The organism is Marinobacterium maritimum, assembly GCF_039523155.1.
GTDB lineage: Bacteria > Pseudomonadota > Gammaproteobacteria > Pseudomonadales > Balneatricaceae > Marinobacterium > Marinobacterium maritimum.
This window is the reverse complement of the sequence record NZ_BAAAET010000002.1, coordinates 527,229-553,543: the sequence shown is the minus strand read 5'-3', so window position 1 is coordinate 553,543 and position 26,315 is coordinate 527,229. Positions and strand designations below refer to the sequence as shown.

The window sequence follows — 26,315 nt, the reverse complement described above, 5'->3', positions numbered from 1 at the left end:
CTTGCTGAACAGGTCGACCGTTGAAACAACAGCCCTCCCTGATCCTGCTGATCTTCATCGCCATGGCCAGTCCATTGGCGCTGAACGCCTTCGTACCGGCGATGCCGGATGCGGCGAAGGCGCTGCACACGGATATCGGCACCATCCAGATCACCTTTACCGCCTACCTGCTGACGCTTGCCTTCGGCCAGCTGATTTCGGGCCCCCTGGCCGATTTTTTCGGCCGCCGCCCGGTACTGCTGACAGGTCTGGGACTGCATGTAGCCGGCAGCCTGCTGGCGGCTCAGGCCACGGGGGTGGAATGGCTGATCGCCGGGCGTGTACTCCAGGCACTGGGGGGCAGTACCGCCATGGTACTGGCGCGCACCATCATCCTGGATGTGCATGGTCGCGCGGGTGCGGCCGGGCGCATGGGCTATGTGGTAATGGCGATCGCCATCGCGCAGTCAATCGCACCGACACTGGGTGGCTATCTGAACCTGTGGAGCGGCTGGCAATCAGTGTTTTATGTATCCATCGTGATGGGTGCGCTGGTCTGGCTGTTTGCGCTGACCCTGCTGCCGGAAACATGCTCCGAACGCAGTGACAGCCTGCGTCTGGGCAGCCTTTTGGGCCGCTATGGCGAAGTGCTTAAATCAGGTCAATACTTGGGCTACGCAGTATCCACCACCGCGATCGCCTCGGCTTTTTACCTGTTTGTCGGCAGCAGTCCCTACCTGGTGGTCGACCAGCTGCAGGGCGACTCCGCCGATTTCGGTCTCTGGTTTCTGGCCGTATCGCTGGCGTTCATGCTGGGCAGCTTCAGCTCCACGCAACTGGCGCGTCGTTTCAGCATCGACCAGATGGTCCTGCTGGGCAACAGCCTGTCGCTGGTCGGCGCAGCTATCCTGCTGCTGTCCGCGCTGTTCGAGACGCTGAGTTTCGCCAGCCTGTTCCTGCCGATGGCGCTGGTGACCTTCGGTCGCGGACTGAGTCAGCCCAACGCCCAGTCCGCCGCCATCAGCTGCGCGACCGGCTCGGCCGGTACTGCATCGGGGCTGATGGGCTTCATCCAGCTGCTCACCGGCGCGGCCATCGCCCAGCTGGTGCCTTGGCTGCTGGAGGTGGGCATCACCACCCTGTTCAGCTGTATTTTGCTGGCGCCCTGCATCGCCCTGCTGGCTCACTGGCAAGCCTGGCGTGCAGGACACCAAACGACAGATCCGGCATCGGTGCAACAGCCCTGATGCCCAATGCTTGACCGGGTATACGCCCGCGATAATTAGAAGAGGATAGCCTCATGGGTAAACTCGCATTAGCTGCAAAAATCACACACGTTCCGTCCATGTACCTGTCGGAGCTGGACGGTCCGCAGAAGGGCTTCCGCCAGGCCGCCATCGACGGCCACAAGGAAATCAGCCGCCGCTGCCGCGAGCTGGGCGTCGACACCATCATCGTGTTCGATACACACTGGCTGGTGAACGCCAACTACCACATCAACTGCGCGGCGCACTGGGCCGGTGAATACACCAGTAACGAGCTGCCGCACTTCATCTCCAACATGAAGTTCGAGTATGACGGTAACCCCGAGCTGGGCCGTTTGCTGGCGGAAGAGTGCAACGCTCAGGGCGTTGAGACCCTGGCCCACGATTCCACTACGCTGGACCCGGAATACGGCACCCTGGTACCGATGCGCTACATGAACGAAGACCGCCACTTCAAGGTGATCTCCGTTTCAGCCATGTGCACCGTGCACTACCTGAACGACAGTGCGCGCCTGGGCTGGGCGATGCGCAAGGTAATCGAAGAGAAATACGACGGCACCGTGGCTATCCTGGCATCCGGCTCCCTGTCACACCGCTTCGCCCAGAACGGTCAGGCGCCGGATTTTGCTACCAAGACCTGGTCGCCGTTCCTGGAGCGCCTGGACCACGAAGTGGTACGCATGTGGGAAAACGCGGAATGGGAAGATTTCTGCGAAATGCTGCCCGAGTATGCGGTGAAGGGTCACGGGGAAGGCTTCATGCATGACACCGCCATGCTGCTGGGCGCACTGGGCTGGTCCGAATACGACCAGAAAGTGGAAGTACTGACGCCATACTTCGGCAGCTCCGGTACTGGCCAGATCAACGCTGTCTTCCCGGTATCACCGGTCAGCGGCGATCAGGTTCCGGGCCCTCAGGCATCCGTGACCAAGTCCTTCGCACCGGGCTCCAGCCGCGTCTGATTAAAATTGATTTCACCCTGCACTCAACGGCCTGCTTCTGCAGGCCGTTTTCGTTACCGGGTCTAGACTGATGAGGATGTCCGGCAAGTGAAAAATCAGCCAGCCGGCAATCTAGTTAATATATTAAATAGATTGCCGTCAGTGGTAATATTTCAGGGATAACAATTCACAAGAACACTGGAGCCCTTGATGTCATCGGTAGCCAACCCCCAACGCCTGATCGTGCTGCTGGCCGCGCTCGTCGCTTTCGGCCCGCTATCGATCGATATGTACCTGCCCAGCCTGCCCCTTATCGCCGAGGACCTGCAGGCACCCGAGTCCAGCATCCAGCTGACCATCAGCGCCTTTCTGGTCGGCCTGTTTATCGGCATGCTGTTTTACGGCCCGCTGTCAGACAAGTTCGGCCGTCGCGGCCTGTTGTTGGGCGGCATCGGCCTCTATCTGATCGCCAGCATCGGCTGTATCCTCGCCAACAGTGCCGAATGGCTGATCGCGGCTCGCTTCGTGCAGGCTCTGGGCGGGGCAGCTGCATCCGTTCTGGCCCGCGCCATCGTGCGCGATCTTTTTCCCCTCAACGAAGCCGCCCGGGTGCTGTCGCTGATGCACCTGGTCACCATGATCGCCACCCTGATCGCACCGCTGCTGGGCGGCTACCTGATCCTGATCTCCGGCTGGCGCTCACTGTTCATGGTACTTTTCGCGTTCGCCGCCATCATGTTGCTGTTCAGCGCCTGGAAGATCCCCGAGACTCATCACGGCGATTCGCGCAAGGCCAGTATTCTGGCGGTATTCAAGGCCTACCTGCATATCGGCGTTCAGCCGGTCGCGCTGGGCTATATCCTTTGCATGGCACTCTCCTTTGCCGGCATGTTCGCCTATATCACCGCCTCGCCGTTCGTCTACATCGATTACTTTGGCGTTGCACCCCAGCACTTCGCCTGGCTGTTCAGCCTCAACATCGGCGGCATCATCGTGCTGGTCAGCCTCAACGCCCGTTATGTCGGCAAACTGGGCACCCAGAAACTGCTGATTGCCGGGGCTGCTCTGGCGGCGATCTCGGGACTGGTATTGATTCTGGCCGGCGTCAGTGGCCTCGGCGGTCTGCCCCTGATTGTCGCCGGATTGCTTGGCTATGTCAGCGTCACCGGCGTCATGGGTGCCAACTGCATGGCCAGCCTGCTGTCACGCTATCCGGAACAGGCTGGTGCTGCCGCTGGCCTGGCCGTCGCCTGTCAGTTTGGACTCGGCGCCCTGGCCAGCTCGGTCACCAGTGCGCTGCATGACGGCTCGCCACTGCCGATGACCCTGATCATCGGCCTCACCGGTGTCGGCTCCCTGCTGGCACTGAGCCTGACCCGCAGCCACGACTGAATTGTCCTGGTGCTTCCTTGTCTATATTGAAGTAATCCCCCCGCTCCAGGCGGGGGAAGAAAATACAGAAAAATACAATAACGAACCAGATTTTTACATTTCCTGTATCGGATTTACTCCGCATAATCGGTGAATCCTAGCGGATCAGTATTTCGTTGCTCAGCCGGTTCCTCAATACCCAACCCGGCTCCAGCAGCAGTTTCAGACTATTAGAAGAGAGACGATCCAGATGACTATGCACAATCCGATGCTCGAGAAACTCAAAGAGATCCTGCCTGCCATTCGCGCCAACGCCAGCAAGGCGGAAGAGCTGCGCCAGGTGCCGCAGGAAAACATTGATATGCTGCACGGCATCGGCCTGAACCGTGCCTTCCTGCCGAAAGCTTACGGCGGTCTGGAAATGAGCCTGCCCGAGTTTACCGATTGCATCGCAGCGCTGGCAGGTGCCTGCTGCTCCACCGCCTGGGCCTACAGCCTGCTGTGCACACACAACCACCAGATGGCGATGTTCTCCAAGGAAGCTCAGGAAGAGTTCTGGGGCGAAAACCCGGATACTGTTGCCTCCAGTTCCATCGCACCGTTCGGCAAGCACGAAGAAGTCGAAGGCGGCATCATCTTCACCGGCGACATGAAGTGGAGCTCCGGTGTCGACCACGCCCAGTGGATCATCGTTGGCTTCAACCGCTTCAACGACGCCGGCGAAAAGATCTACAGCTTCGCCGTAATTCCGAAAAAAGAATTCACCATCATCGATGACTGGTATTCTGCCGGCATGCAGGGCAGTGGCACCAAGACCGCCCGTATCGAAGGCGTCTTCGTACCGGAGCACCGCATCCAGGCAGCCGGCGACATGATGGAAGGCCGTCACGTGGGCCGCTCCCTGTATCCGGACAGCAAGATCTACCACACTCCGTACCGTCCATACTTCGCCTGTGGCTTCGCGGCCATGAGCCTGGGTGTTGCCGAGCGCATGATCGATGTATACAAGGAAATGACCAAGAACCGTGTACGTGCCTACACCGGCGCTCAGGTGAAAGAGTCCATCCCGCCGATCCTGCGTATCGCCGAGTCCTACCAGCAGGTGTGCGCCGCTCGCGCCTACCTGGAAAAAACCTGGAACGAGCACAAGGAATACGGCGAACGTCACGAATACCCGGACCGCTACACCCTGGCGCACTGGCGCACCAACCAGGCTTACGCCATCAAGATGTGTGTCGAAGCCGTCAACCGTCTGTGGGCTGTAATGGGCGCCTCCAACTGGCTGGCAGACCGTGAAGGTCAGCGCCTGTGGCGCGAGTCCAACATGACCGCTGCGCATGCCTACACTGACTACGATGTCTGCGCCCAGATCATCGGTCGTGAAATCCTGGGTCTGGAGCCGGATCCCTCCCTGCTCTAATCCCTGCCGGATACACCCCTCGGGCGCACACCCTAAGGTGTGCGCCCTGTCCCTTGTTCTGAGGGATAACCTGCAGAGCCGACAGGTCTATAGTTAAACCTGATTGACACCGCATGTATTCGGTTTTGCCATCTTCACATAAGAACCCAACATCAGGTGCCCTTATGAGTACTCAAGTCACTGAATTCGATTCCAAAGCTTTCCGCCGCGCACTGGGCAACTTCGCCACCGGCATCACCGTTATCACGGCGACCACCCCTTCCGGCGAAAAGACCGGCGTTACCGCCAACAGCTTCAACTCTGTTTCTCTGGATCCGGCACTGATCCTGTGGAGCATCGACAAGCGCTCCGGCAGCTGCAAGATCTTCGAAGAAGCCACCCACTTCGCGGTCAACATTCTGGCGGCGGATCAGATCGATGTATCCAACCACTTTGCGCGTCCCAGCGATGACAAGTTCGCGGGTGTCGAATACACCGAAGGTTTTGGTGGCGCACCGGTACTGCCGCACACCTCTGCCTGCTTCCAGTGCGAAAGCTACGAAACCGTTGACGGTGGCGACCACTGGATCCTGATCGGCAAGGTTGTCGCATTCGAAGACGCGGGTCGTGCTCCCCTGCTGTACCATCAGGGCAGCTACTCCGTGGTTATGCCGCACTCCCGCTTCCCGACCAAGACCGATGAGCAGCCGGAAGCCGTGCAGAAACTGGAAGGCCGCCTGAGCAACAACCTGTACTACCTGATGACCCAGGCCGTACGCAGCTACCAGGCTGACTACTCGCCGCTGCAGCTGTCCACCGGTCTGCGTACCAGCGAAGCGCGCATGCTGATGGTGCTGCAGCAGACCCCAAGCCTGACTCAGAAAGAGCTGCTGACCGAAATCAACATGCCGGATATCGAGGTACAGGAAGCCGCCGCTATCCTGCAGCGCAAGGGCCTGATCAGCTGTGCTGACGAAAACTACAGCATTACTGAACAGGGTGTAGAGCAGGCTGAAGCCCTGTGGCGCATCTCCGAAGAAGAGCAGGAGAAGATGTTCAGCCAGTTCAGTGAAGAGGAACTGGCCACCTTCAAGAAGGTGCTGAGCACACTCGCTGCCCACTGAATGCCAGACCGAACACATTCCAACTAGACCGGCCTTCGGGCCGGTCACCCGGGATACCTCCTGTGCCGAAAGAGACGGCGGCACAGGGCTCAAGGTATCCCGGCCCCTCCTCGAACACTTTCTGCTATCATCTCCGCCTGCATTTCTGCACTAAGCTGGATATAAACCTGCAACGGAGATCCTCGATGCCGCGAACGCGCCCGTACGCCAATGCGACTCAGGGCATATCCTCTGGCTGGACGCCATCCCCCCAGGTACTCCTTGTCCTGGAACAGCTGGGCACCGCAGCTTTCTATGACGCTTTCCTCGACTGGCTGCAACGTGAATTCGGTACTGAACAGTGCATGGTTTTTTACTGCCCGGACGGCCAGCAGGTGTCCACACTTATCTACAAGGACTACGCCCGAGAAGCCTCCGGCAAGCGTCTGGCTGAAACCTATGTTGGTGAACGCCACTACCTGCAGGACCCCAACTTTCTGACCCTCAAGACCATAACGCCGGGCAATCTCGAAATTGTGCGCTTCAACTCGGTCAGCGGCGACATGGGGCTTCATTACCGCAAGGAATTTTTCGAAGCGCCAGGCTTTACCGATAAGATCTCGATCATCCGCGGTACCGATCAGGGCAACTACTACATCAACCTTTACCGACGCGAACCCGGTTTCGACGAGCGTTTTAACGACGAGTCCTTCACCCATAGCGCCTGCGCCCTGATCAGCATCCTGGTCAGCAAGCATTTCGAACTGAACGAAAGCCTGCGCCAGGAAGGTCCACTGGCCTTCCTGTCTGAACGGGAGCAACAGGTCTGCCGTGCAGTGCTGCGTGGCAAGAAAAATGAAGCGATTGCCGCTGAGCTTGATGTGGCCGTCAGCAGCGTGATCACTTACCGCAAGCGGGCCTACGAAAAACTGGGCATCTCCAGCCGTGCCCAGCTGTTTGCACTCTGCCGCTGACAGGCACAACAGATTCTGCTCACACCACTCCTGGCATTTATAGCGACATGAGTCGGGGTTGAATTGATCTGACACAAAAAAATTTCGGACAATAGTTTACAGTTTGGGTCAGGTAAGTGATCCTGCATCTGCTGTATGGGCAACAATGTCCATGAATGGCTTGGAAGCCTTGCCCGGCTTAAGCCTCCTGCAACCGGGAAACCATTGATGGCCGCATTGAAACGCAACCTCTGGACTCTGTTCTGGCTGATATTGCTGGGGGGGATCGCTTTACTGGCGGTGATCCTGCATGCACGCTGGCAGTCCATCTACGACCATTCGGAAACCTACCACCGTAACCGAGCAGTGCTGGTTTCCCAGGCCGTTGATAACATATTGCGTACCCAGGAGCTGGTCCTTGATGTGGTAGGCCGAGAGCTGATCCACAATGAGCAGATGTTCGATTCAAGTCTTCAGTTGCCCCTGCTGGATCATGTACTGAGTGTGGACAAAAGTGCTGTCGGTTTCGGCCTGGCCCGGCCCGACGGCACTCTGGTTCGGGTCAGCTCCAATCTGGACCTTGCCAAGCTTCCCAACCTCAGCACTCACCCCAGTACGGCCGCCGCCTTTGCTCAGGCCCTGGAATCAAAAGCGATGGTGCTGGGCAGAACCTACTTCATGCCGGCACTGGATTCCTGGGTTATCCCCATTCGCAAGGCACTGAGAAACGAAGCGGGCGAAGCTATCGCCGTCATGACGGCCGGACTGCGTATGGACTCCAGTGATACCGTATTTGCCCAGGCACTGCATGATGGCCCGGATGACAGCGTAGTCCTTTACCGGGAGGTCGACGGTTATCTGCAGTTCATTTCAAGTGATCATGCCGTTCCAGAAGCCTATAACGACGCCCAAAACAGTCTTGAACAGCGCGAGGTCAATCGAGGCACATTAGAGGCCGAGCTGGGTATATCAATTGAGGAGCTCAAGGCCACGGGCAAGGTCTTCAGCTTCTCCCGCGAATATGACGGTATCCCTCACCTGACAGCCACGGTTTTCAACGATCGCTATCAGCTCTGGGTCATATCAGATACTCATCTGGCTCCGATGCAGAAGGCATTCTGGCACGCAGTGCTGCCCTATCTGCTGACGTTCGTGGTCGTTACCGGCGTACTCTTCGCCTGCTTCCGTATCATCGATCGCGCCGAACGGGCACGCCGAGCGGAACTGCTCTACCACTCGACCCATGACAGCCTGACCGGCTTTTTTAACCGCGCGGGGCTGCTGGACTGTCTGAGTAACGCCATAGAACAGCAGAAAAAATTCAGCCTGGTGATCATCAACATCGACCACTTCAGGGGCGTCAATGACCGTTTCGGCCAGGAGGTTGGCGATCAGACCCTGGTCGAGTTCAGCCGTCGCCTGAAAGCGCTGCTGGATAGCGAACACTGCCTGGCTCGGCTGGGCGGTGACGAGTTCGTCGTCTCCTCCCCCAATACCGACCTCACTACCCTGAAACAGGCCTGCCACACGCTGGTTGAGCAGCTGTCCCAGAGCATTCAGGTCGGCCGGCACGAACTGCAGCTGACCGCCAGCATCGGCATGGCCACCTATCCGGCGCACGGTGACTCGGCCAGCAAGCTGCTGCGCAGTGCCCACCTGGCGCTCTACAAGGCCAAGCATAACCGCAATGCCGTAAGCCTCTACAAGACCGAGATGGAAATGGACTACCTGCGCCAGCTCGTCGTCGAACAACGCTTGCGCCAGGCACTGTCTGAAAATGGTTTACACATGATGTATCAGCCGCAAATGGACGAAAATGGCCACATTGTCGGGCTGGAGGCTCTGGTGCGCTGGGAGGATGAGGAGCTGGGGTTCGTGTCGCCGGCGGAGTTTGTCCAAGTGGCGGAACAAAGTGGCCTGATGCTGCCGCTGGGGCATTTCGTTATGGATACAAGCCTTCGGGAATACAGCAAGCTGAGAGAGCAACTCGGTCATGGTCTGGACCTGGCGATCAACATTTCGGTTATCCAGTTCGAACATCCGAGTTTCGTGGAGGACGTGCTTTGCCTGCTGCGCAACTACCATATCCCGCCGCAGGAGCTGGTACTGGAGATCACCGAAAGCCTGGTCATGACCAACTTTGATCAGGTGTTGCTGACCATCAAGCGCCTGCAGCGGCAGGGCATCCGCCTGTCCATGGATGATTTTGGCACCGGCTATTCCTCCCTCAGCCTGCTGCGTGATCTGCCTATCGATGAGCTCAAGATCGATAAGAGCTTCGTCGATAACATGCTTGACGACCCGCGCGCCGCCAACATGATACAGAGCATTCTCTACATCGCCAGAGGTCATAACATGGACGTCGTCGTGGAAGGCGTGGAACTGGAAGCCCAGGCTTCCGAGCTGGCTCTGATGGGCTGCCGCCGCTTCCAGGGCTACTACTTCAGCCGCCCCGAGCGCCTGGAGCGAATTCAGGAAATGTGCCTCGTCCACAGCAAACACTCCCGGACTGCTGAACCTCTGCCCATCATCTGATACGGTCATCCGCTAACAAGACCTCGATGCATGCTCCAAGGCGGCCCTCATAGCCGCCTTTTTGTGTCAAGCGTACGCCTGCGACTTTCTGCTAAGATGCGGCCCTTGCCATTCGGCTCTCACCATTCGACAAAGCAAAGGATGCTCAACTTGTCCACACACCACAAAGCCGACCTGCTGCTGTTGCTGACCACGCTGCTGGCGGCGGCCGGCTGGATTTTCTCGCGTGAAGCGGTACAGGGCCTGGCACCACTGCTGTTCATGGCACTGCGTTTTCTCAGCGCCGGTGTTGTGCTGGCCGTGCTCGGCTGGTCCGCCATGAAGGTATTTTCCCGGACGCAGTGGAAATCGGCCTGCCTGGTCGGTGCCGTGTTTGGCAGCGCTCTGACCTTCTGGATACTCGCACTGGAGATGACCACCCATGTGGGCATCGGCGCCTTTCTGACCGGACTTGGTGTAGTACTGGTCCCCTTGATCAGCCTGCTCTTTGGCGACCGATCCGGCCCCTATGTGTACCTGTCGATCCCTTTTGTGATCGCCGGCATGGCCTGCCTGTCGCTGGACAGCGAGTTCCATCTCGGGCTGGCCGAGGTGTTTTTCCTGCTTGCGGCGCTGCTGTTTTCCTTTTGCTTTATCCTCAACAGCCGCGCCGCTACGCGCCTGCCAGCCCTGCCACTGACCGCCGTGCAGCTACTGGTCACCGGACTGATTACCGGTGTTATTTCGCTGCTGATTGAGCAGTGGAACTTCAACCAGCCGCCGGCCATCTGGGGTTGGCTGATCGCCAGCGCTCTGATCGCCACCAGCCTGCGCTTTCTTATTCAGACCCGTGGCCAAAGCCTGGCGCCACCCAGCCATACGGCCATTATCATGACGCTTGAGCCGGTCTGGACCGCCCTGCTGGCCGCCCTCTGGCTGGGCGAAACGATGACGGCGCTGCAGTTCAGCGGCTGCGCCCTGATCTTCTTTGCCATGCTGGTCAACCGCTGGCCTGCCGTGAGAGCATGGCTGCAACACCGCTGAATCGCTTGCGCACTATACTGAACCTATTTCAGCCTCCAAGAGGATGCCAACATGAACACCCGCCTGATCCCTGTCGCCGTAAGCGGCCTGATTCTGTCACTGACGCTGTCGCAACCGGCACAGGCCGGCTGGGATGACCTGCTGAAACAGGGCGAGAAAATACTGCAGGAGCAAACCTCATCCGGCAGCAGCTCAACGCCGGCACCTGCAGGGGTGGATACGGCCACGCTGGCCAAGGGCCTCAAGGAAGCATTGAAAGTCGGCGGTGAACGCGCCATTGAGCGCCTGGCAGCCAACGGCGGCTATGCCAACTACGCCGATGTCCGCATCCCCATGCCGGGCATGCTCGAGTCCGTCGGCGGCCTGATGCGCAACTATGGCTTCGGCTCACAGGTGGATGCCTTCGAAGCGAGCATGAACAGCGCGGCCGAACAGGCAATCAGCGAAGCCACACCGATCTTCATGGATACCCTGGAGAACATGACGCTGGACGATGCCCGTCGCATCTACTCCGGGGGGGATACCGCCGCCACCGACTACTTCCGAGAGAAAACCAGTGGCCCGCTGACCACCCGGTTGAAGCCGCTGATTGAGGATGCCATGGCCGATACCGGCGTGATGCAGGCCTACCAGCTGCTGGTCAGCCAGGCCGAAAGCCAGGTGCCGATGCTGCAGGGCATGAGCCCGAACCTTGGTAATCATGTGACCGAAGCCGCCCTGGACGGTCTCTTCCTGCGCCTGGCACAGGAAGAGAAGAAGATCCGTGAGAACCCGGTGGCGCGCACCACTGACCTGCTGAAGGAAGTGTTTGGACAGTAAAGCAGGCTGGTCGCTGAGTCGAGGTCGGGCCGCAACGCCCGCCCTGGATCACTCCGCCAGGGAATAGCGCACCACTCGGTTCCGCCCTGCCTGCTTGGCACTGTACATCGCCTCATCCACTCGCTGGATCACCTGTTCATGGCTGGTATCACTGTCCAGCAACTCACTTACGCCGAGGCTCACCGTTACCTGCATCGCCTCTCCCATCTCGCGAGCGATACCGGTTGTAATGCTGTTGCGAATACGTTCAGCCGTCTGAACAGCCTGTTCCGCAGTGGTACTGGGCAGCACGATAATGAACTCCTCGCCACCGAAGCGGGCCAGGAGATCATTCTCACGCAGCTCCTGGCGGCAGATGTCAGACAGGCAACGCAGTACCTTGTCCCCAGTCAGGTGGCCGAAGCGATCATTCAGGTGCTTGAAATGGTCAATATCGAACATGATCATCGCCACCGGGTGACGATAGCGCCGAAAGGCGCCAAAATGGACTTGCATCACCTCCAACAGACGCCGGCGGTTGGCCGCATGGGTAAGCGGGTCGGTCTGGCTGGCTTCGAGCAACTGCTCTTCCAGCAGCTTGCGTGGTGTGACGTTACGGGCCACCCAGATCACCGCACGTTCACCATTGATCAACTGGGGAAAGGGCTGAATATGGCCCTCAAACCAGATCATGCCGTCCGGCCCGGCCTGGTTTTCCAGCCCCTTCACCTGCTGGGCAGACAGAGGATACTCCACCTTGATCAGGCCGTTCTGGTTAAGCGCTTCCTGAATATGCTCCATGATCCAGTCAACCACCTCAGCCGGCAGTATGGTCTGAATGGAGCATCCCACCAGATCATGTCCATCATGATAGTAATTGAGATCGGCATGACCGAACAGCCCGGCATAGAGGCCACTTTCAGTCAGTACAAATACAGGGTCTGGCAATGCATTAAGTACCACCAGCATCTGGTCTCGGTCGAGATACACGTTCCTGATTCTCCACAGGCAATCCCTTTCACCCGATAATAGCAGCCACTTACTCCGGCTTCGAACCGCCATAGACAATAAAGTGGGGATTCAGTGTTTCGGAGGTATCAGCATAGCTCAACACCTCCCCTTCCGGCGTCAGCAGCTGACCGCCTGCGGCATTGATCACCGCATGGGCAGCGGCGGTGTCCCAGAGACAGGTGGGGCCCAGACGCGGATAGAGATGCCCGGCCCCTTCGGCCACCAGGCAGAGCTTGATCGAGCTGCCTATACGGATCAACGCATACTCGCCCAGCGCCTCCATCCAGGCCAGGGTATGCGGCCCCAGATGGGAGCGGCTGCCATAGACTTTCCAGGGAGTACCGGGCAGGTGAGTGCTTACATGAATCGAATGACGCTCACCACCAGTGTCCACGCGGAAAGCCCCCAGCCCTTCGGCAGCCAGCCAGGTCGTATCCAGCACCGGCGCGTGAACCACACCCAGCAGCGGGCGGCCCTGCTCGATCAGCGCAATATTGACGGTGAATTCGCCATTGCGCTTGATGAACTCCTTGGTGCCATCCAGCGGGTCGACCAGCCAGTAACGGCCGTCGGCATCGGGGCCGGTAAAGTCCTCCACTGCTTCCTCTGTCAGGATCGGAAAGCGTGGGGCCAGCTTATTAAGTCCATCCACGATCACCGCATTCGCCGCCAAGTCTGCACGGGTCAGCGGCGAATCGTCGGCCTTGTGCTCAACACCAAAGTCATCCTTCCCATACACCTGCAGAATCGCCGTACCGGCATCACGGGCGATACATTCCACCTGTTGCAGCAGTAATTCCAGTGAAAAAAGGTGCTCCGAATGGGAAGGCATGGCGGCTCCTGTAGATCAATAAGTCATCAGGGCCGATTCTACCATTTCCCTAACACCATAAGCTGCTCTATTGCAGCGCACAATTCAGTCCCCACGCACCATTGGGGCGCAGCTATACAAGCAGGCACCTACAGTTCAAAAAACGAAATAGCCATTAATAAACAGACAGTTACATAGACAACAACCATTCTGGCACAGCCCGTGCACTATCCAGAACAGATGAAGCCACTGCCGGCTTCAGCGACTTTGAGTGTCATTGGACAACGGCGTCCAGACCCCACCCGCTTCCGCCGGTGGTGTCTGAGCGCCGTTTTTTTATGGCTCTTGCGCAACTTCGAACGACTGTCTCCAAAAGAGGTGATCACTATGGCCTATCTGATGCCGACCGAGTTTGTGACCAAGATGGTGGATGCTGGCGAAGCCAAGATTCACATGTCGACCCGCGATACCCTGATCCGCGCCTACATGGCCGGGGCAATACTGGCACTGGCGGCAGTATTTGCCATCACCGTCGCCGTAAAAACCGGTGTATTTCTGATCGGGGCGATTCTGTTCCCGGTCGGATTCTGCATGCTCTACCTGATGGGCTTTGACCTGCTGACAGGTGTGTTCATGCTCACGCCACTGGCCTGGCTCGACAAGCGACCGGGCGTGACACCTTCACAGATCCTGCGCAACTGGGGACTGGTCTTCGTCGGCAACTTCGCCGGTGCCTTCACCGTGGCCGTGATGATGGCTTATATCTTCACCATGGGATTCAACACCGACGGTGGCGCCATCGCCGAGAAGGTTGCCGGTATCGGTGAGTCCCGTACCGTTGGCTATGCCGCCTATGGCGCAGACGGCTGGCTCACCATCTTCATTCGCGGCATGCTGTGCAACTGGATGGTGTCCATGGGCGTGGTCGGCGCGATGATCTCCACCCACGTCAGCGGCAAGGTGCTGGCGATGTGGATGCCGATCATGCTGTTCTTCTTCATGGGCTTCGAGCACTCCGTGGTCAACATGTTTCTGTTCCCCTTCTCCATGATCATGGGCGGCAACTTCTCCATCGCCGACTATCTGATCTGGAACGAGATTCCGACCGCACTGGGCAACCTGGTCGGTGGTCTGGCCTTTACCGGTCTGACCCTCTACACCACCCACGTACGCACAGGTGCCAAGCGCAAACTCGCTGCAACCGCGCCTGGTGCCACCCCGGCCAAAGCAGCCTGATCCCTGCCAACCTGAGTTTGCAGCGTCCCGACCGGGGCGCTGCCCTCCTCCGCCGAACGGGAGCACACGCCATGAAATCGGGACTCCAGCTCAGCCTCGGCCAGTACAGCGACAAGGGACGCAAGGCCACCAATCAGGATTTCCACGGTGCCCTGATTCCCGCCGAACCCCAGCTCAGCCGCAAGGGGGCAGCCCTGGCACTGGCCGACGGCATCAGCTCCAGCGATGTCAGTCAGATAGCCAGCGCAGCAGCGGTAAAGTCCTTCCTTGATGACTACTTCTGCACCTCCGATACCTGGTCAGTGAAAACCGCCGCCGAGAAGGTGCTTTCTGCCACCAACTCCTGGCTCCATGCCCAGACCCGCAGCAGCGAATACCGCCAAGACCACAACCGCGGTTATGTCTGCACCTTCAGCGCCCTGATCCTCAAGGCCCAGAGCGCACACCTCTTCCATGTGGGGGATACCCGAATCTACCGCATCCGCGACCGGGCGCTGGAACAGCTGACCAAGGACCACCGCCTGTGGCTATCCCGTGACGAAAGCTACCTCAGCCGTGCACTTGGTATCGACGATGCATTGGAACTGGACTATCAATGCCTGCCGCTGCACACCGGTGATCTCTACCTGCTCGCCAGCGACGGCGTTTACGAGCATGTGGACAATGCCTGCATCCTCGATCTGCTCGACCGCCACGTCGGCGACCTGAACAGCGCCGCCCGGACGATTGTCGAAACTGCCCTGGAACAGGGTAGTCCCGACAACCTGACCCTGCAGGTTCTGCGCGTCGACAACCTTCCCGCTTATGAACATCAGGTAGTGCAACAACAGGTGGAACAGCTGCCGCTGCCACCACAGCTTGAGCCTCGTATGGTGTTCGAGGGCTACCTGATCCAGCGAGAGCTCCACGCCACCAGCCGCAGTCACGTGTTTCTGGCGGAAGATCTGGAATCCGGGCAACAGGTGGTGATCAAGACGCCTTCGATCGACCTGGGCGAAGACCCGGCCTATCTGGAACGCTTCATGATGGAGGAGTGGATCGCCCGGCGCATCGACAGTCCCCATGTGCTCAAGGCCGTGCCGCCGAACCGGCCCCGCCACTACCTCTACACCGTGACCGAATATATCGAGGGACAGACACTGGCCCAGTGGATCAACGATCACCCCTGGCCAAACCTGGAAAGCGTGCGTGACATCATCGAACAGCTTGCCCGCGGGCTGCAGGCGTTCCACCGCCGCGAGATGGTGCATCAGGACCTCAAGCCCGACAACGTAATGATCGACAGTGCCGGCACGGTACGCATCATCGATTTCGGCGCCACCCGTGTCGCCGGTATCGTCGAGTCCGCCCATGCGCTGGAACAACCCCACCTGATGGGCACGGCGCTCTACTCGGCACCGGAGTACTTCATTGGCGAGTACGGCGACTGGCGTGCCGATCTCTACTCACTGGCCGTGATCACCTACCAGATGCTGTCCGGGCGCTTCCCCTACGGTAATAGGGTCGCCCGAACCCGCACTCTGGCGGCCCAAAAGCGGCTCGTTTATGACTCGGTGCTGGACGAAGATCGCGAGATTCCCGCCTGGATCGATGACACTCTGAAACAGGCCCTGCATCCGGAGCCGACCAAACGCTACGACAGTCTGTCTGAATTTCTGTACGACCTGCGCCACCCCAGCCAGCGCTTCCTCAACCGCACCAAACCGCCGTTAATGGAACGCCACCCGGTGCGGTTCTGGCAGGGCATCTCGCTGGGGCTGGCACTGGCCGTCGTTTACCTGCTTACGCACACCCCCTAACCATGCGCTATCGCAAGGAGTTATCCATGATCAGCAGTCGAGAAGACGTTACCCTCATGATCCTCTCCGCCAAAGTCAGCAAAGGCCTGCGCTGGGAAACCGTTGCCGCCGAACTCGGCCTGTCCAAGGAATGGACCACGGCTGCCTGCCTGGGGCAGATGACTTTCAACAAGGAACAGGCCGAAACCGTTGGCCGCCTGTTCGACCTCAGCGACGAAGCCATTGCCTGGCTCCAGATCGTGCCGCACAAGGGCGATGGCGGCATCCCCACCGATCCCCTGCTTTACCGCCTGTATGAGATCGTCAGTGTTTACGGCGGCGCCATCAAGGAACTGATCCACGAGGAGTTCGGCGACGGCATCATGAGCGCCATCGATTTCTCGCTGGATATTCAGCGCGAGGAAAATCCGAACGGAGATCGCGTCAACATGGTTATGTCTGGCAAGTTTTTGCCGTATAAGAGTTACTGAGATATCCCAGGAACTAGCTCGAATCGGCTACTTGGTGGGACTTTGATCTAGTCCCTTCAGACCTTGTGCTGCCCCAGCAAAGGATCGAATATCTGTTGCTACTTATCCACTGAATGACGGAGACACACATGCAAAACAATAACGAAGTTGTTGTACTCAGCGCCGCCCGCTCCCCTATCGGATCATTTGGTGGTGGCCTCAGCCAGCTGGAACCGGCAGAACTGGCCGGTCAGGTAATGAAAGCCTCCATAGAACGCTCCGGGGTAGATCCCAAACTGATCAACTACGTCAGCTCCGGCCACTGCATCCCCACCGACTCCCGTTTTGCCTATGTCGCTCGTGTCGCTTCCATTCAGGCTGGCCTGCCGATGGACTCGGTGGCCATGGCGGTCAACCGCCTGTGCAGCTCGGGCCTGCAGGCCGTCGTTTCAACTGCCCAGACGATCATGCTCGGCGATTACGAGTATGGTATCGGCGGTGGTGTCGAGGTGATGTCCCGTTCCGGCTATCTGTCGACGGCGATGCGCAGCGGTGCCCGCATGGGCGACACCAGCATGATCGATATGATGGTCGCCACTCTGAGCGACCCCTTCGGTGCCGGCCACATGGGCATTACGGCGGAGAACCTGGCCGAGAAATGGGGCATTTCCCGTGAAGAACAGGATGCCTTCGCCGCCGAATCTCACCGCCGTGCCGCTGCCGCTATTGAAGCTGGCCGCTTCAAGGACCAGATCGTGCCGGTCAGCATCAAGACCCGCAAGGGCGAGACCATCATCGATACTGATGAGCATGTAAAACCAGGCACGACGGCAGAATCGCTGGCCGGCATGCGCCCCGCCTTCAAAAAGGATGGCACCGTCACCGCCGGTAACGCTTCCGGCATCAATGATGGCGCCGCTTACCTGGTGCTGGCATCCGCCGATGCGGCTGCTCGTGACGGCCACAAGCCAATCGCACGACTGGTGTCCTACGCCCTGGCAGGGGTTTCCAACGAGATCATGGGTGAAGGCCCGATCCCGGCCTCACGCCTGGCACTGCAGAAAGCCGGCCTGAGCCTGGCGCAGATGGATGTGATCGAGTCCAACGAAGCCTTTGCCGCTCAGGCACTGACCGTAGCCAAGGGGCTGGAACTGGATCTCGACAAGACCAACCCGAACGGCGGCGCAATCGCCCTTGGTCACCCCGTCGGTTGCTCTGGCGCCTATATCGCCACCAAGGCGATCTACGAGCTGCAGCGTATTGAAGGCCGTTATGCACTGGTCACCATGTGTATCGGCGGCGGTCAGGGGATCGCGGTTATTTTCGAGCGGATGTAAAACGCATTAGAAGGGGGCCCCGATAGCGGGCGCCCCCTTTGTTAAATATCGGATTATGTGCTCGCATTATCCACATGCACTGTCCGACACAGGCATCTTCTCTTCAAGAGCCAATCGCCATTCATCATTGCAGCTGAATCATGTCCGGCACCTGTTTCAAATAGGACTCGGCGTAGCGCAGCTCTCCCTTTGTTTCGGCACAAAGCTCCAGCAGGGCATTACCCTTGGCAACCTTGTCCCCCACCTTGACCAAAAGGCGGACCCCGGCCGCCTTGGCATTCGGTGCTCCGGCCAGCTTGGCCAGACTGGCCAATTTGCGGTTGTCGATTGCCTTAACCGATCCGCTGACGGGGGCCTCAAGCCGACGCCTGTACCGAACCCGTGGCAACTTTCTTAGCCCACCCTGCGCTTCACAGATCGCCTTGAACTTGTGCCAGGCTGCACCCGATGTCAGCAGTTCCCGGGCCAACGACTGCCCATGACCAACTTCAGACCTGCCAGCCATCTCCAGGATCAGACCAGCCAGCATCACGCCTCGATCACGCAGATCGGCCGGGGCATCATCCTGGTTCTGCAACACCGCCAACACATCTTCTGCTTCGAACAGAGGACCTATACCCCGGCCGATAGGCTGACTTCCATCAGTGATCACAGGGCACACCACAACGCCCAGACATTGACCCACCTGCTCGAAGACCTTTTTCAACGCCTCAGCCGATGACCGGGTACGAACCTTTGCCGTCGGCCCCACGGGTATATCGATGAGAATATGGGTAGATCCGGCCGCTATCTTCTTCGACATTACCGAGGCGACCAGTTGCCCCTCGCTGTCCAGGTCCATCGCCTTTTCAACCCGGATCAGGATATCGTCAACGGGGCTCAGGCTGGCGTTGCCGCCCCAGGCCAGACAGGCCCCCTCCTGCTGCACGACACTGCGAATCCTGTCCATATCCAGGTCAACCCGGGTAAGAACCTCCATGGTATCGGCGGTTCCCGCAGGCGAGGTGATCGACCGTGAGGACGTTTTCGGCATCGTCAGACCTGCGGCGGCCGCTATCGACACCAGAATTGGCGTGGTTCTGTTGCCGGGCAAGCCACCAATACAGTGCTTGTCCACCACCACACCACTATCCGGCCACGTCAGACAGGTGCCAACATCAACCATGGCACGGGTCAAATGTGCCACTTCATCGACATCCAGACGGTTGGCACAAGCCGTAAGAAAGCTGGCGATATGTACGTCGGTATACCGCCCCGCCTGTATATCCAGCACGATGGCACCGAATTGCTCCCGAGTCAGAGGCTGATCGAAGATTTTTCGCCGGACATAACTCAGCGAGTTAACCCAGGCGGGATGACTGACATTGACCTCCCGCCCATCGGTCAGCGCCAGCCGCTCCCAGGCGACCTTGGAAAGACCTATATGCCCTGGCGACAGCATCCCCGCATCGGACTCGACCACGTTAAGCCGGGCAATGATGCTCCGCTCTCCGGACCGAATTTCGACTCGGGTCTGGACACCAAAGCCCTCTGCACGGCAGATAAGACAGTCATCACGCATATAGGCCACCGACTCCTGATAGGTGTCGATCCCAACCCGGGTGGCACTGAGACGGTTCTGTTGGTTGTTGGCTTCCTCCATCCGGTCCTCCGATTCAGTCGACATCATATAAATCGTGACTACTTGCGCGGGGCCTTGTTACAACAGTGAGGCTCGTGGGCCTCGTTATCCTTCATGTTCTGATCGACAAAGCGGTAGTAGCTGCACTTGAGCCTGTTCCACCAGCCATCATCGAGCCTGGCCCCCTGCTGCCGGATGACCTCTTCAACTTTGTCCAGACTGCAGTGCGTCGCATCGTAGGCAAAAAACAGGCAGGAGGTCGGTGCATCAAAGGCCACTCTGTCCATGCCGAACAGCTGGTCAACCTCGTCTACCAGGGTCGTCGCGGCCTGTTCACTGACATCGGCCAGTTTGAGCCGGTGGCTGACCAGATTCACTTCCTTCACCCCGGGCTTGTGGTCAAGATCACTCATTCGTCCTACCTCCGTTACTCCACAATCACTTCACCTCTGTACATCTGCATCTGGCAGGTAAAGGGGTAATGGCCCGGCTTCATCGGCGGCAACTCCACCTGACGGGTTTTGTTCAACGGCAACTCTTCGCTGATGTCGAAATCCTTGAACACGACCACACTGGCACAGGGCGAAGGATCCTTGCGCAGGAAATTCAGCTTGGCGGGCTGCCCCGCCGGTATGCGGATATGCGCCGGCGCATAGATACCGTCCTGTACCTCGATCGTAATCTCGCCGACATCCATTTCCGCGGCTGATTCTCGGTAAAGCCAGAACCACCAGACGATCAGCGCAATCAACAGCAGTCCCAACAGATTAATTACCATCATACTACTGTCTCCCTGTCAGTGTTCCTGCGGCTTGAACAGGCGCAGACGATTGGCGTTGGTCACCACCGTCAGTGACGAGAACGCCATCGCAGCCCCCGCAATCACGGGGCTCAACAAGATGCCGAAGAAGGGATACAGCAGACCCGCCGCCACCGGCACCCCGGCCGCGTTGTAGATGAATGCCCCGAACAGGTTCTGGCGGATGTTTTTCAGGGTGGCTCGGCTCACGGCAATGGCATCGGCAAGCCCGTGCAGCGACCCTCTCATCAGAGTGACATCGGCACTCTCGATCGCCACATCCGTCCCTGTGCCGATGGCGAACCCCACATCGGCCAAAGCCAGCGCAGGCGCATCATTGATCCCGTCACCGGTCATCCCTACGATCTCGCCCTGCTGCTGCAGCTCGGCAACCTTGCCGGACTTGTCTTCCGGCAACACCTCGGCAAAGAACTCATCGATACCGACCTGCTCGGCAACAGCCTTCGCGGTATCGCGGTTGTCGCCGGTGAGCATGACCACACGGATTCCATCCTTCTGCAATCGCCTGATGGCAGCCACCGAGTCTTCCTTGATCGGGTCAGCCACGGCGATCAACGCCAGCAAGCGGCCATCTGCCGCCAGATACATCGGTGTCCGAGCCTGTGCCGCCATCTTCTGCGCCTGCTCAAGGTGCTCATCAAGTGCGATCTCCCGGTCACGCATCAGTTTCTCATTGCCGAACAGCAGTGAGCGGCCCTCGACACGCCCTTCCACACCGTGGCCAGCAATGGCATTGAAGTCATCAACATAACCGGGCTTGATGTCACGCTCCCTGGCCGACTCGACAATCGCCTGAGCCAGCGGGTGTTCTGAGCCTTGCTCCAGTGTTGCCGCCAGCTTCATGACCTCGGCCTCATCCATATCCTCAAAGGGAATCACTTCGGTCACTTTCGGCGTCCCTTCGGTGATGGTCCCGGTCTTGTCCAGAATCATCGCGGTAATTTTGGACGCCGTCTGCAGGGCCTGACCGTTACGAATCAACACTCCCGCCTCGGCGGCCTTGCCCACGCCGACCATCACCGACATGGGTGTCGCAAGGCCAAGTGCACAGGGACAGGCGATGATCAGCACAGTGGTAGCCGATACCACCGCAAAGGCGATTGTGGGCTCAGGCCCGAAGTTCAGCCAGATAAGGGCACTGGCCACAGCGATGATCATAATGGCGGGCACGAAGTAGCCGGAAATGACATCCGCCAGCCGGCCGATAGGCGGTTTGGAGTTCTGTGCTCGCTTGACCATCGAGATAATACGGGCCAGCGCAGTATCCTTGCCGACCCGGGTAGCCTTGAACAGCAGGGAGCCCGACTTGTTAAGGGTCCCGCCAACGATCTCATCGTCGACGCTCTTTTCCACCGGCATGGGCTCACCGGTCAGCATGGACTCGTCCACCAATGAGTGCCCATCCGACACCACACCATCGACCGGAATCTTTTCACCAGGCCTTACCCTGACTTGATCACCTTGCTGCACCTGTTCAATGGGAATATCGACTTCCTGCCCATCTCGCAGCACTCTGGCGGTCCTGGCCTGCAGCCCGATCAGGCGCTTGATCGCTTCCGAGGTACGGCCTCGGGCACGGACCTCCAGCGCCAATCCCAGGTTGATCAGACCGATGATCATGGCCGTGGCCTCGAAATAGACATGGCGGGCCATCAGTGGCACTACATCCGGTACCATCACCACTACCATCGAGTAGAGCCAGGCCGTTCCCGTGCCCAGCGCAATCAGGGTATCCATGTTGGCGCTGTGGTTACGGAGCGATTTCCAGGCGCCGACATAAAAATGCCGCCCGGCCAGCAACATGACCGCCAGGGTCGCCAGACCGACCAGCGCCCACACCACACGCTCCGTCGTGGTGGTCACGGTCATTTCGCCGATGGCGAGGCCGTAAATCATCAACGGAATCCCCAGCCCCAGCGCAATACTCATCTCGCGCAGCAAGCGCTTATAGTACTGCCGGTCCGCTTCTTCCTTTTCATCCAGCAGCTCGGCGCTGCTTTCCTGCGCGGCAGCCCGTGCACCGTACCCGGCCTGCTCAACCGCTCGAACCAGGTCATCGCTGGACACTTCACCGCTCACCGTCACGGTGCGTTCGGCAAAGTTCATGCTCGCCTCCTGAACTCCCGGCACCCGGTTCAGAGCCGATTCGATCTTGCCGACACAGCTGGCACAGCCGGCGCCCTCAATCATCAGTACCTGTTGCGGCACTACAGTCGGCGGCTCAGTGCTGTCACCATGATGACAGGGTGCGCCTTGGGCATGCTGATGTTCTGCAGTCATCGGGTACTCCTTGTCTAATCTTCATCTGACAGTATGGCTGACCGTCCCGACAGAGTGCTGACCTGAAGATTACTTTTTCGTCATAATTCGGCATTGTCGATGCCGGGATGGCACACTTGTATCGCCCTGATGGTTTTGACCAGAGGGCCAGCCAATGATTCGAGCGGGTTCAGTCCCCGGGTTAATGTTTATGATGTCACTGACACTCCGCCTGACACTCCTGTTTTCACTGGTCTCGGTCTGCATTCTGGCCGGTCTCGGACTCCTCATTCAGCGCTCGGTTGAAAATCACTTTGCCACCGAGGATTTCGCCGAAATTGAAGACAAATTGAACCAGGTGATCAGTATCCTGAACCAGGGCCCGCCCCCGGTCGACAAGGATGCAATGGCGGCGGTGTTAAACGAACTCGTATTGAGCCACAGCTATCTGGAGCTGCATATCAAGTCTAGTTCAGGCCAAACCCTTTTCGCCTCCGGCCCCCTGTCATTTCCGCTTCCAGCCGGAGAATCCCTGCAACCCGGCAAGCGCTACCGGGCAGAATGGTCATCGCAGGACACCGGTTACCGTGGCATCACCCTGCTTCTGAGCGAAGCGACTTCTGCAGGGCAGGGGGTGATCATCACCGGAGGCATTGAAACCACCCGACATACCCTTTTCATGCAGACCTTTGCTGCCCAACTGCTCACCTTCATGCTGCTGGCGACACTGCTAAGCACCCTGCTCGGCTGGCTGGCGGTTCGCAAGGGGCTTGCCCCGCTGCGACTGATCAAGGCTCGGGCACGTGCTGTCACTGCCGAACGACTTGACCAGCGCCTGCCTCTGGAGTCGGTACCGACAGAAATTTCCGACCTGGGGCTTGAGCTGAACCGGATGCTGGACCGGCTGGAAGAGTCCTTCAACCGGCTTGCCCACTTCTCGTCAGACATTGCCCATGAATTGCGCACCCCACTCAGCAACCTGATGACACAAACTCAGGTATCGCTGTCCCAGTCGCGCACCTGCGAGGAGTACTCCGACATTCTTGCCTCGAACCTGGAAGAGTTCGAGCGTCTGTCGCGCATGATTTCCGACATGCTCTTTCTGGCCAAGGCGGACAACGGCCTGCAACTGCCTTCAACCGACAGAGTGGACCTGGCGCAAGAGGTCGGCAAACTGTTCGATTTCTATGAAGCCCTGGCCGAAGATCGTCAGGTCACCCTGACGCAGCAGGGACAGGGCTCAACCTGCGGCGACCGCCTGATGATCGATCGTGCGCTCGGCAACCTGATTTCCAACGCCGTGCGCCACACTCTGCCCGGCGGGCTGATTCGAGTCGAGATTCAAACCGATGAGGACCAGGTCAGGGTCAATGTATGCAATCAGGGGTCGCCCATTTCAGAGCATGATCTGCGCTATATATTCGATCGTTTCTATCGCTGCGACCCGGCCCGCTCCCACGGACTGACTGAGAGTACCGGGCTTGGCCTGCCCATTACCCGAGCCATCGCCCGCGCTCATGGCGGAGACGTGTCGGTTTGCTCCGGAAACGCGGAAACCTGTTTCACCCTGATACTGCCGATACACCGCCAGGGCATGCCGAATGAAGAAACGGCCATTCGCTGAACCTTTAGGAGATCACGTTGAAACTGCTGATTGTGGAAGATGAAATCAAGACCGGGAATTACCTCCGCCAGGGGCTTGGCGAAGCCGGTTTTAATGTCGACCTTGCCCGCACCGGGCGTGACGGTCTGTCCCTGGTGACGGATGAGCACTACGACCTGGTCATACTCGATGTGCTGCTGCCCGAGATGGATGGATGGCAGATTCTGCAGGCGATCCGCAAGCGCGACAATGCTACCCCGGTCATGTTTCTGACAGCGCTTGACGACGTGGATGATCGCGTCAAGGGGCTGGAACTGGGCGCGGATGACTACCTGATCAAGCCGTTTGCCTTTTCCGAACTCCTGGCCCGGGTGCGCACCCTGCTGCGCCGCGGCCGAGGTCCTGCCGAACCGACCCTGTTGACTGTTGCCGACCTGGAGCTGGATCTGATCAAGCGCAAGGTCAGCCGTCAGCAACAGCGCATCGACCTGACCGCCAAGGAGTTCTCGTTGCTGGAACTGCTGATGCGCCGCCAGGGCGAGATCCTGCCACGGTCACTGATCGCCTCCCAGGTCTGGGACATGAATTTCGACAGCGACACCAACGTGATCGAAGTCGCCGTCAGGCGACTGCGCAGCAAGGTGGACGACCCCTTCGACAAGAAGCTGATTCATACGGTCAGAGGCATGGGCTATGTGCTGGAGGAACGCTCCTGAGGTTTAATGCCCCGGCCCCACCAGCACTGCCAGCACCGTAGTAACGCCCAGAATTGCCATGCCCACAGCCTTTTCCAGCAGCAACGAGCGCTTCATCGAGCGAGCGTCTCCAGCCCGCTTGAGCGCCGGAACCAGGTAAAGTTTGTGGAAAGCGGCCAATGCCAGAATGACTACAACCAGCGCCACCTTGAGCATCAGCCAGAAGCCGTAACGGCTTTCTATCAGTTCCGCTGACCAGCCGGTCAGACGGTAGCTCAGCACCATGCCGGCTATAAGCACCAACAGAACCGCAGGCAGCGCCAGCCGACCGAACAACTCCAGTACTTCATGGCTTTGATCTGAGTCGAGATGGTGCGTGACGAGCCAGAGCGGAAACAGCGATCCCATCCACCAGGAGATCAACAGCACATGCGTTATCAGGGTGAACGCGCTGAGCAGACCAGCGCTCTGCACATGTCCGCTGAGGGTGTAGGAAAACGCCAGGGTGATCATGCCGGCCACGGCCGTGACCAGTTGCAGCCAATGCATGGGGCCGGTATCACCCGAGCGCACGTTGAGATAGTGGGATACCCCCAGCAACAACATGCCTGATCCTGCCCAGACCAGAGCATCGCCCACCGTGGACTGCCACATGAACTGCAGCATGACCGGATCGAACATGCCGCCGATGCCGGCTTCAGCCAGCGAACCGGCACGGATCAGGAAGTGGGCGACCAATGCCAGAGGCGCCAGCAGAATACCTGTCAGGGTGTAGCGCTTCAGAGCAGGGCTAAGCGCCCGGTAACGGTGTAACAGCCATTCGCCGGCAATGCCACCCACCGCGATCGCCATTCCCAGATAGAGCACCCAGCGTGAAGCCAGTGTCAGCCATTCCCAATCACCCACAGTACCTCCTCCAACCCGTTCAACTCATAGGTCTTTGAAATATACCCCGGGCAACAGGGGCCTGCTCATTGCGATCACCCGAAGCCTGGTCTCCACTGCTAGCGTTGCAGCAGCTCCTGTTTCATCTTGCGGTAGGTTTCCATATCGATCTCCCCGCGTGCCAGTCGCTGATCAAGGATATCGAGCGCATCCTGCGAGCCCCGCTCCTCTGTGTTACTCGGTCCTTTCAGCCATTTGACCAGAGCCACAATCAGCAACACCATCAGCAGCCAGAACAGAATCATATGGACGCCTCCGAACAGCATCCAGCCCCAGCCATGGACCTGATAGTCACCCCACATGGTGATACCTCCTCATTTGCCTGATCGGGTCAGGCCTGCAAGCTCCGCTGCAGGCCGCCC

Annotated in this window: 23 protein-coding genes; 15 read left to right on the top strand and 8 right to left on the bottom strand. The window is 58.9% G+C overall.

Translation table 11 applies throughout. The features are described from left to right. Positions 1-20 precede the first annotated feature (20 nt). The 9 genes from ABD013_RS08940 to ABD013_RS08900 all read left to right on the top strand — a co-directional run bounded on the left by ABD013_RS08940 (position 21) and on the right by ABD013_RS08900 (position 11,388). Entirely contained in the window at positions 21-1,226 is a 1,206-nt protein-coding gene (locus ABD013_RS08940) for a multidrug effflux MFS transporter (protein WP_343804993.1), read from the top strand. A gap of 53 nt (positions 1,227-1,279) precedes the next feature. After that, positions 1,280-2,206 carry a 3,4-dihydroxyphenylacetate 2,3-dioxygenase gene (gene hpaD / locus ABD013_RS08935; protein ID WP_343804991.1) on the top strand — a complete coding sequence of 309 codons (927 nt, stop codon included), beginning with the start codon at positions 1,280-1,282 and terminating at the stop codon, positions 2,204-2,206. Between the two features lie 189 nt (positions 2,207-2,395). Then, complete coding sequence (locus ABD013_RS08930; RefSeq protein WP_343804989.1) at positions 2,396-3,577, top strand: Bcr/CflA family multidrug efflux MFS transporter; 1,182 nt, start codon at positions 2,396-2,398, stop codon at positions 3,575-3,577. Between the two features lie 229 nt (positions 3,578-3,806). Beyond that, positions 3,807-4,976 carry a p-hydroxyphenylacetate 3-hydroxylase oxygenase component gene (locus ABD013_RS08925; protein ID WP_343804987.1) on the top strand — a complete coding sequence of 390 codons (1,170 nt, stop codon included), beginning with the start codon at positions 3,807-3,809 and terminating at the stop codon, positions 4,974-4,976. A gap of 164 nt (positions 4,977-5,140) precedes the next feature. After that, a complete protein-coding gene (locus tag ABD013_RS08920; protein WP_343804985.1) occupies positions 5,141-6,079 on the top strand; it encodes a p-hydroxyphenylacetate 3-hydroxylase reductase component in 939 nt (312 codons plus the stop codon). Between the two features lie 185 nt (positions 6,080-6,264). Continuing rightward, a complete protein-coding gene (locus ABD013_RS08915) occupies positions 6,265-7,032 on the top strand; it encodes a LuxR C-terminal-related transcriptional regulator (RefSeq protein ID WP_343804983.1) in 768 nt (255 codons plus the stop codon). A 207-nt stretch (positions 7,033-7,239) separates the two neighbouring features. Next, entirely contained in the window at positions 7,240-9,546 is a 2,307-nt protein-coding gene (locus ABD013_RS08910) for a putative bifunctional diguanylate cyclase/phosphodiesterase (protein WP_343804981.1), read from the top strand. Between the two features lie 141 nt (positions 9,547-9,687). Next, complete coding sequence (locus ABD013_RS08905) at positions 9,688-10,569, top strand: DMT family transporter (RefSeq protein ID WP_343804979.1); 882 nt, start codon at positions 9,688-9,690, stop codon at positions 10,567-10,569. A 51-nt stretch (positions 10,570-10,620) separates the two neighbouring features. Next, positions 10,621-11,388 carry a DUF4197 domain-containing protein gene (locus ABD013_RS08900; RefSeq protein ID WP_343804977.1) on the top strand — a complete coding sequence of 256 codons (768 nt, stop codon included), beginning with the start codon at positions 10,621-10,623 and terminating at the stop codon, positions 11,386-11,388. Between the two features lie 48 nt (positions 11,389-11,436). Here ABD013_RS08900 and ABD013_RS08895 read toward each other — a convergent pair whose 3' ends face one another. Next, entirely contained in the window at positions 11,437-12,357 is a 921-nt protein-coding gene (locus ABD013_RS08895) for a sensor domain-containing diguanylate cyclase (RefSeq protein ID WP_343804975.1), read from the bottom strand. 49 nt (positions 12,358-12,406) lie between these two features. Further along, positions 12,407-13,210, bottom strand: a complete 804-nt coding sequence (gene cysQ, locus ABD013_RS08890; RefSeq protein ID WP_343804973.1) for a 3'(2'),5'-bisphosphate nucleotidase CysQ — start codon at positions 13,208-13,210, stop codon at positions 12,407-12,409. Positions 13,211-13,576: 366 nt separating this feature from the next. Between cysQ and ABD013_RS08885 the strand changes: the two genes are divergently transcribed. The 4 genes from ABD013_RS08885 (at position 13,577) to ABD013_RS08870 (ending at position 18,010) form a co-directional block, all read left to right on the top strand. Then, positions 13,577-14,425: a formate/nitrite transporter family protein gene (locus ABD013_RS08885; protein WP_343804971.1), complete on the top strand. Its 849-nt coding sequence runs from the start codon at positions 13,577-13,579 to the stop codon at positions 14,423-14,425. Between the two features lie 71 nt (positions 14,426-14,496). Beyond that, positions 14,497-16,224, top strand: coding sequence for a bifunctional protein-serine/threonine kinase/phosphatase (locus ABD013_RS08880; protein WP_343804969.1), 1,728 nt, complete (start codon positions 14,497-14,499; stop codon positions 16,222-16,224). Positions 16,225-16,250: 26 nt separating this feature from the next. After that, positions 16,251-16,694, top strand: a complete 444-nt coding sequence (gene cynS, locus ABD013_RS08875) for a cyanase (protein WP_343804967.1) — start codon at positions 16,251-16,253, stop codon at positions 16,692-16,694. Between the two features lie 128 nt (positions 16,695-16,822). Next, on the top strand, positions 16,823-18,010 hold the full coding sequence (locus ABD013_RS08870; RefSeq protein WP_343804965.1) for an acetyl-CoA C-acyltransferase family protein: 1,188 nt from the start codon (positions 16,823-16,825) through the stop codon (positions 18,008-18,010). A 124-nt stretch (positions 18,011-18,134) separates the two neighbouring features. On the opposite strand, the gene ABD013_RS08865 is transcribed toward ABD013_RS08870, so the two are convergent. Genes ABD013_RS08865 through ABD013_RS08850 form a run of 4 tightly spaced genes read right to left on the bottom strand, consistent with a single transcriptional unit; the run spans position 18,135 to position 22,731 of the window. Next, complete coding sequence (locus ABD013_RS08865; RefSeq protein ID WP_343804963.1) at positions 18,135-19,652, bottom strand: thymidine phosphorylase family protein; 1,518 nt, start codon at positions 19,650-19,652, stop codon at positions 18,135-18,137. A 38-nt stretch (positions 19,653-19,690) separates the two neighbouring features. Further along, positions 19,691-20,044, bottom strand: coding sequence for a cation transporter (locus ABD013_RS08860; RefSeq protein WP_343804962.1), 354 nt, complete (start codon positions 20,042-20,044; stop codon positions 19,691-19,693). 14 nt (positions 20,045-20,058) lie between these two features. Then, positions 20,059-20,412 (bottom strand): cupredoxin domain-containing protein, encoded by a 354-nt coding sequence (locus tag ABD013_RS08855; protein ID WP_343804960.1) that lies wholly within the window; start codon positions 20,410-20,412, stop codon positions 20,059-20,061. A gap of 15 nt (positions 20,413-20,427) precedes the next feature. After that, complete coding sequence (locus ABD013_RS08850) at positions 20,428-22,731, bottom strand: heavy metal translocating P-type ATPase (RefSeq protein WP_425543399.1); 2,304 nt, start codon at positions 22,729-22,731, stop codon at positions 20,428-20,430. 190 nt (positions 22,732-22,921) lie between these two features. Between ABD013_RS08850 and ABD013_RS08845 the strand changes: the two genes are divergently transcribed. Beyond that, complete coding sequence (locus ABD013_RS08845) at positions 22,922-24,334, top strand: heavy metal sensor histidine kinase (protein ID WP_343804958.1); 1,413 nt, start codon at positions 22,922-22,924, stop codon at positions 24,332-24,334. A gap of 17 nt (positions 24,335-24,351) precedes the next feature. After that, positions 24,352-25,029 carry a heavy metal response regulator transcription factor gene (locus ABD013_RS08840; RefSeq protein WP_343804957.1) on the top strand — a complete coding sequence of 226 codons (678 nt, stop codon included), beginning with the start codon at positions 24,352-24,354 and terminating at the stop codon, positions 25,027-25,029. A gap of 3 nt (positions 25,030-25,032) precedes the next feature. Here ABD013_RS08840 and ABD013_RS08835 read toward each other — a convergent pair whose 3' ends face one another. Both ABD013_RS08835 and ABD013_RS08830 read right to left on the bottom strand, forming a co-directional pair. Then, positions 25,033-25,914 (bottom strand): copper resistance D family protein, encoded by an 882-nt coding sequence (locus ABD013_RS08835; RefSeq protein ID WP_343804955.1) that lies wholly within the window; start codon positions 25,912-25,914, stop codon positions 25,033-25,035. 98 nt (positions 25,915-26,012) lie between these two features. Further along, complete coding sequence (locus tag ABD013_RS08830; protein ID WP_343804954.1) at positions 26,013-26,255, bottom strand: SHOCT domain-containing protein; 243 nt, start codon at positions 26,253-26,255, stop codon at positions 26,013-26,015. Positions 26,256-26,315 lie beyond the last annotated feature (60 nt).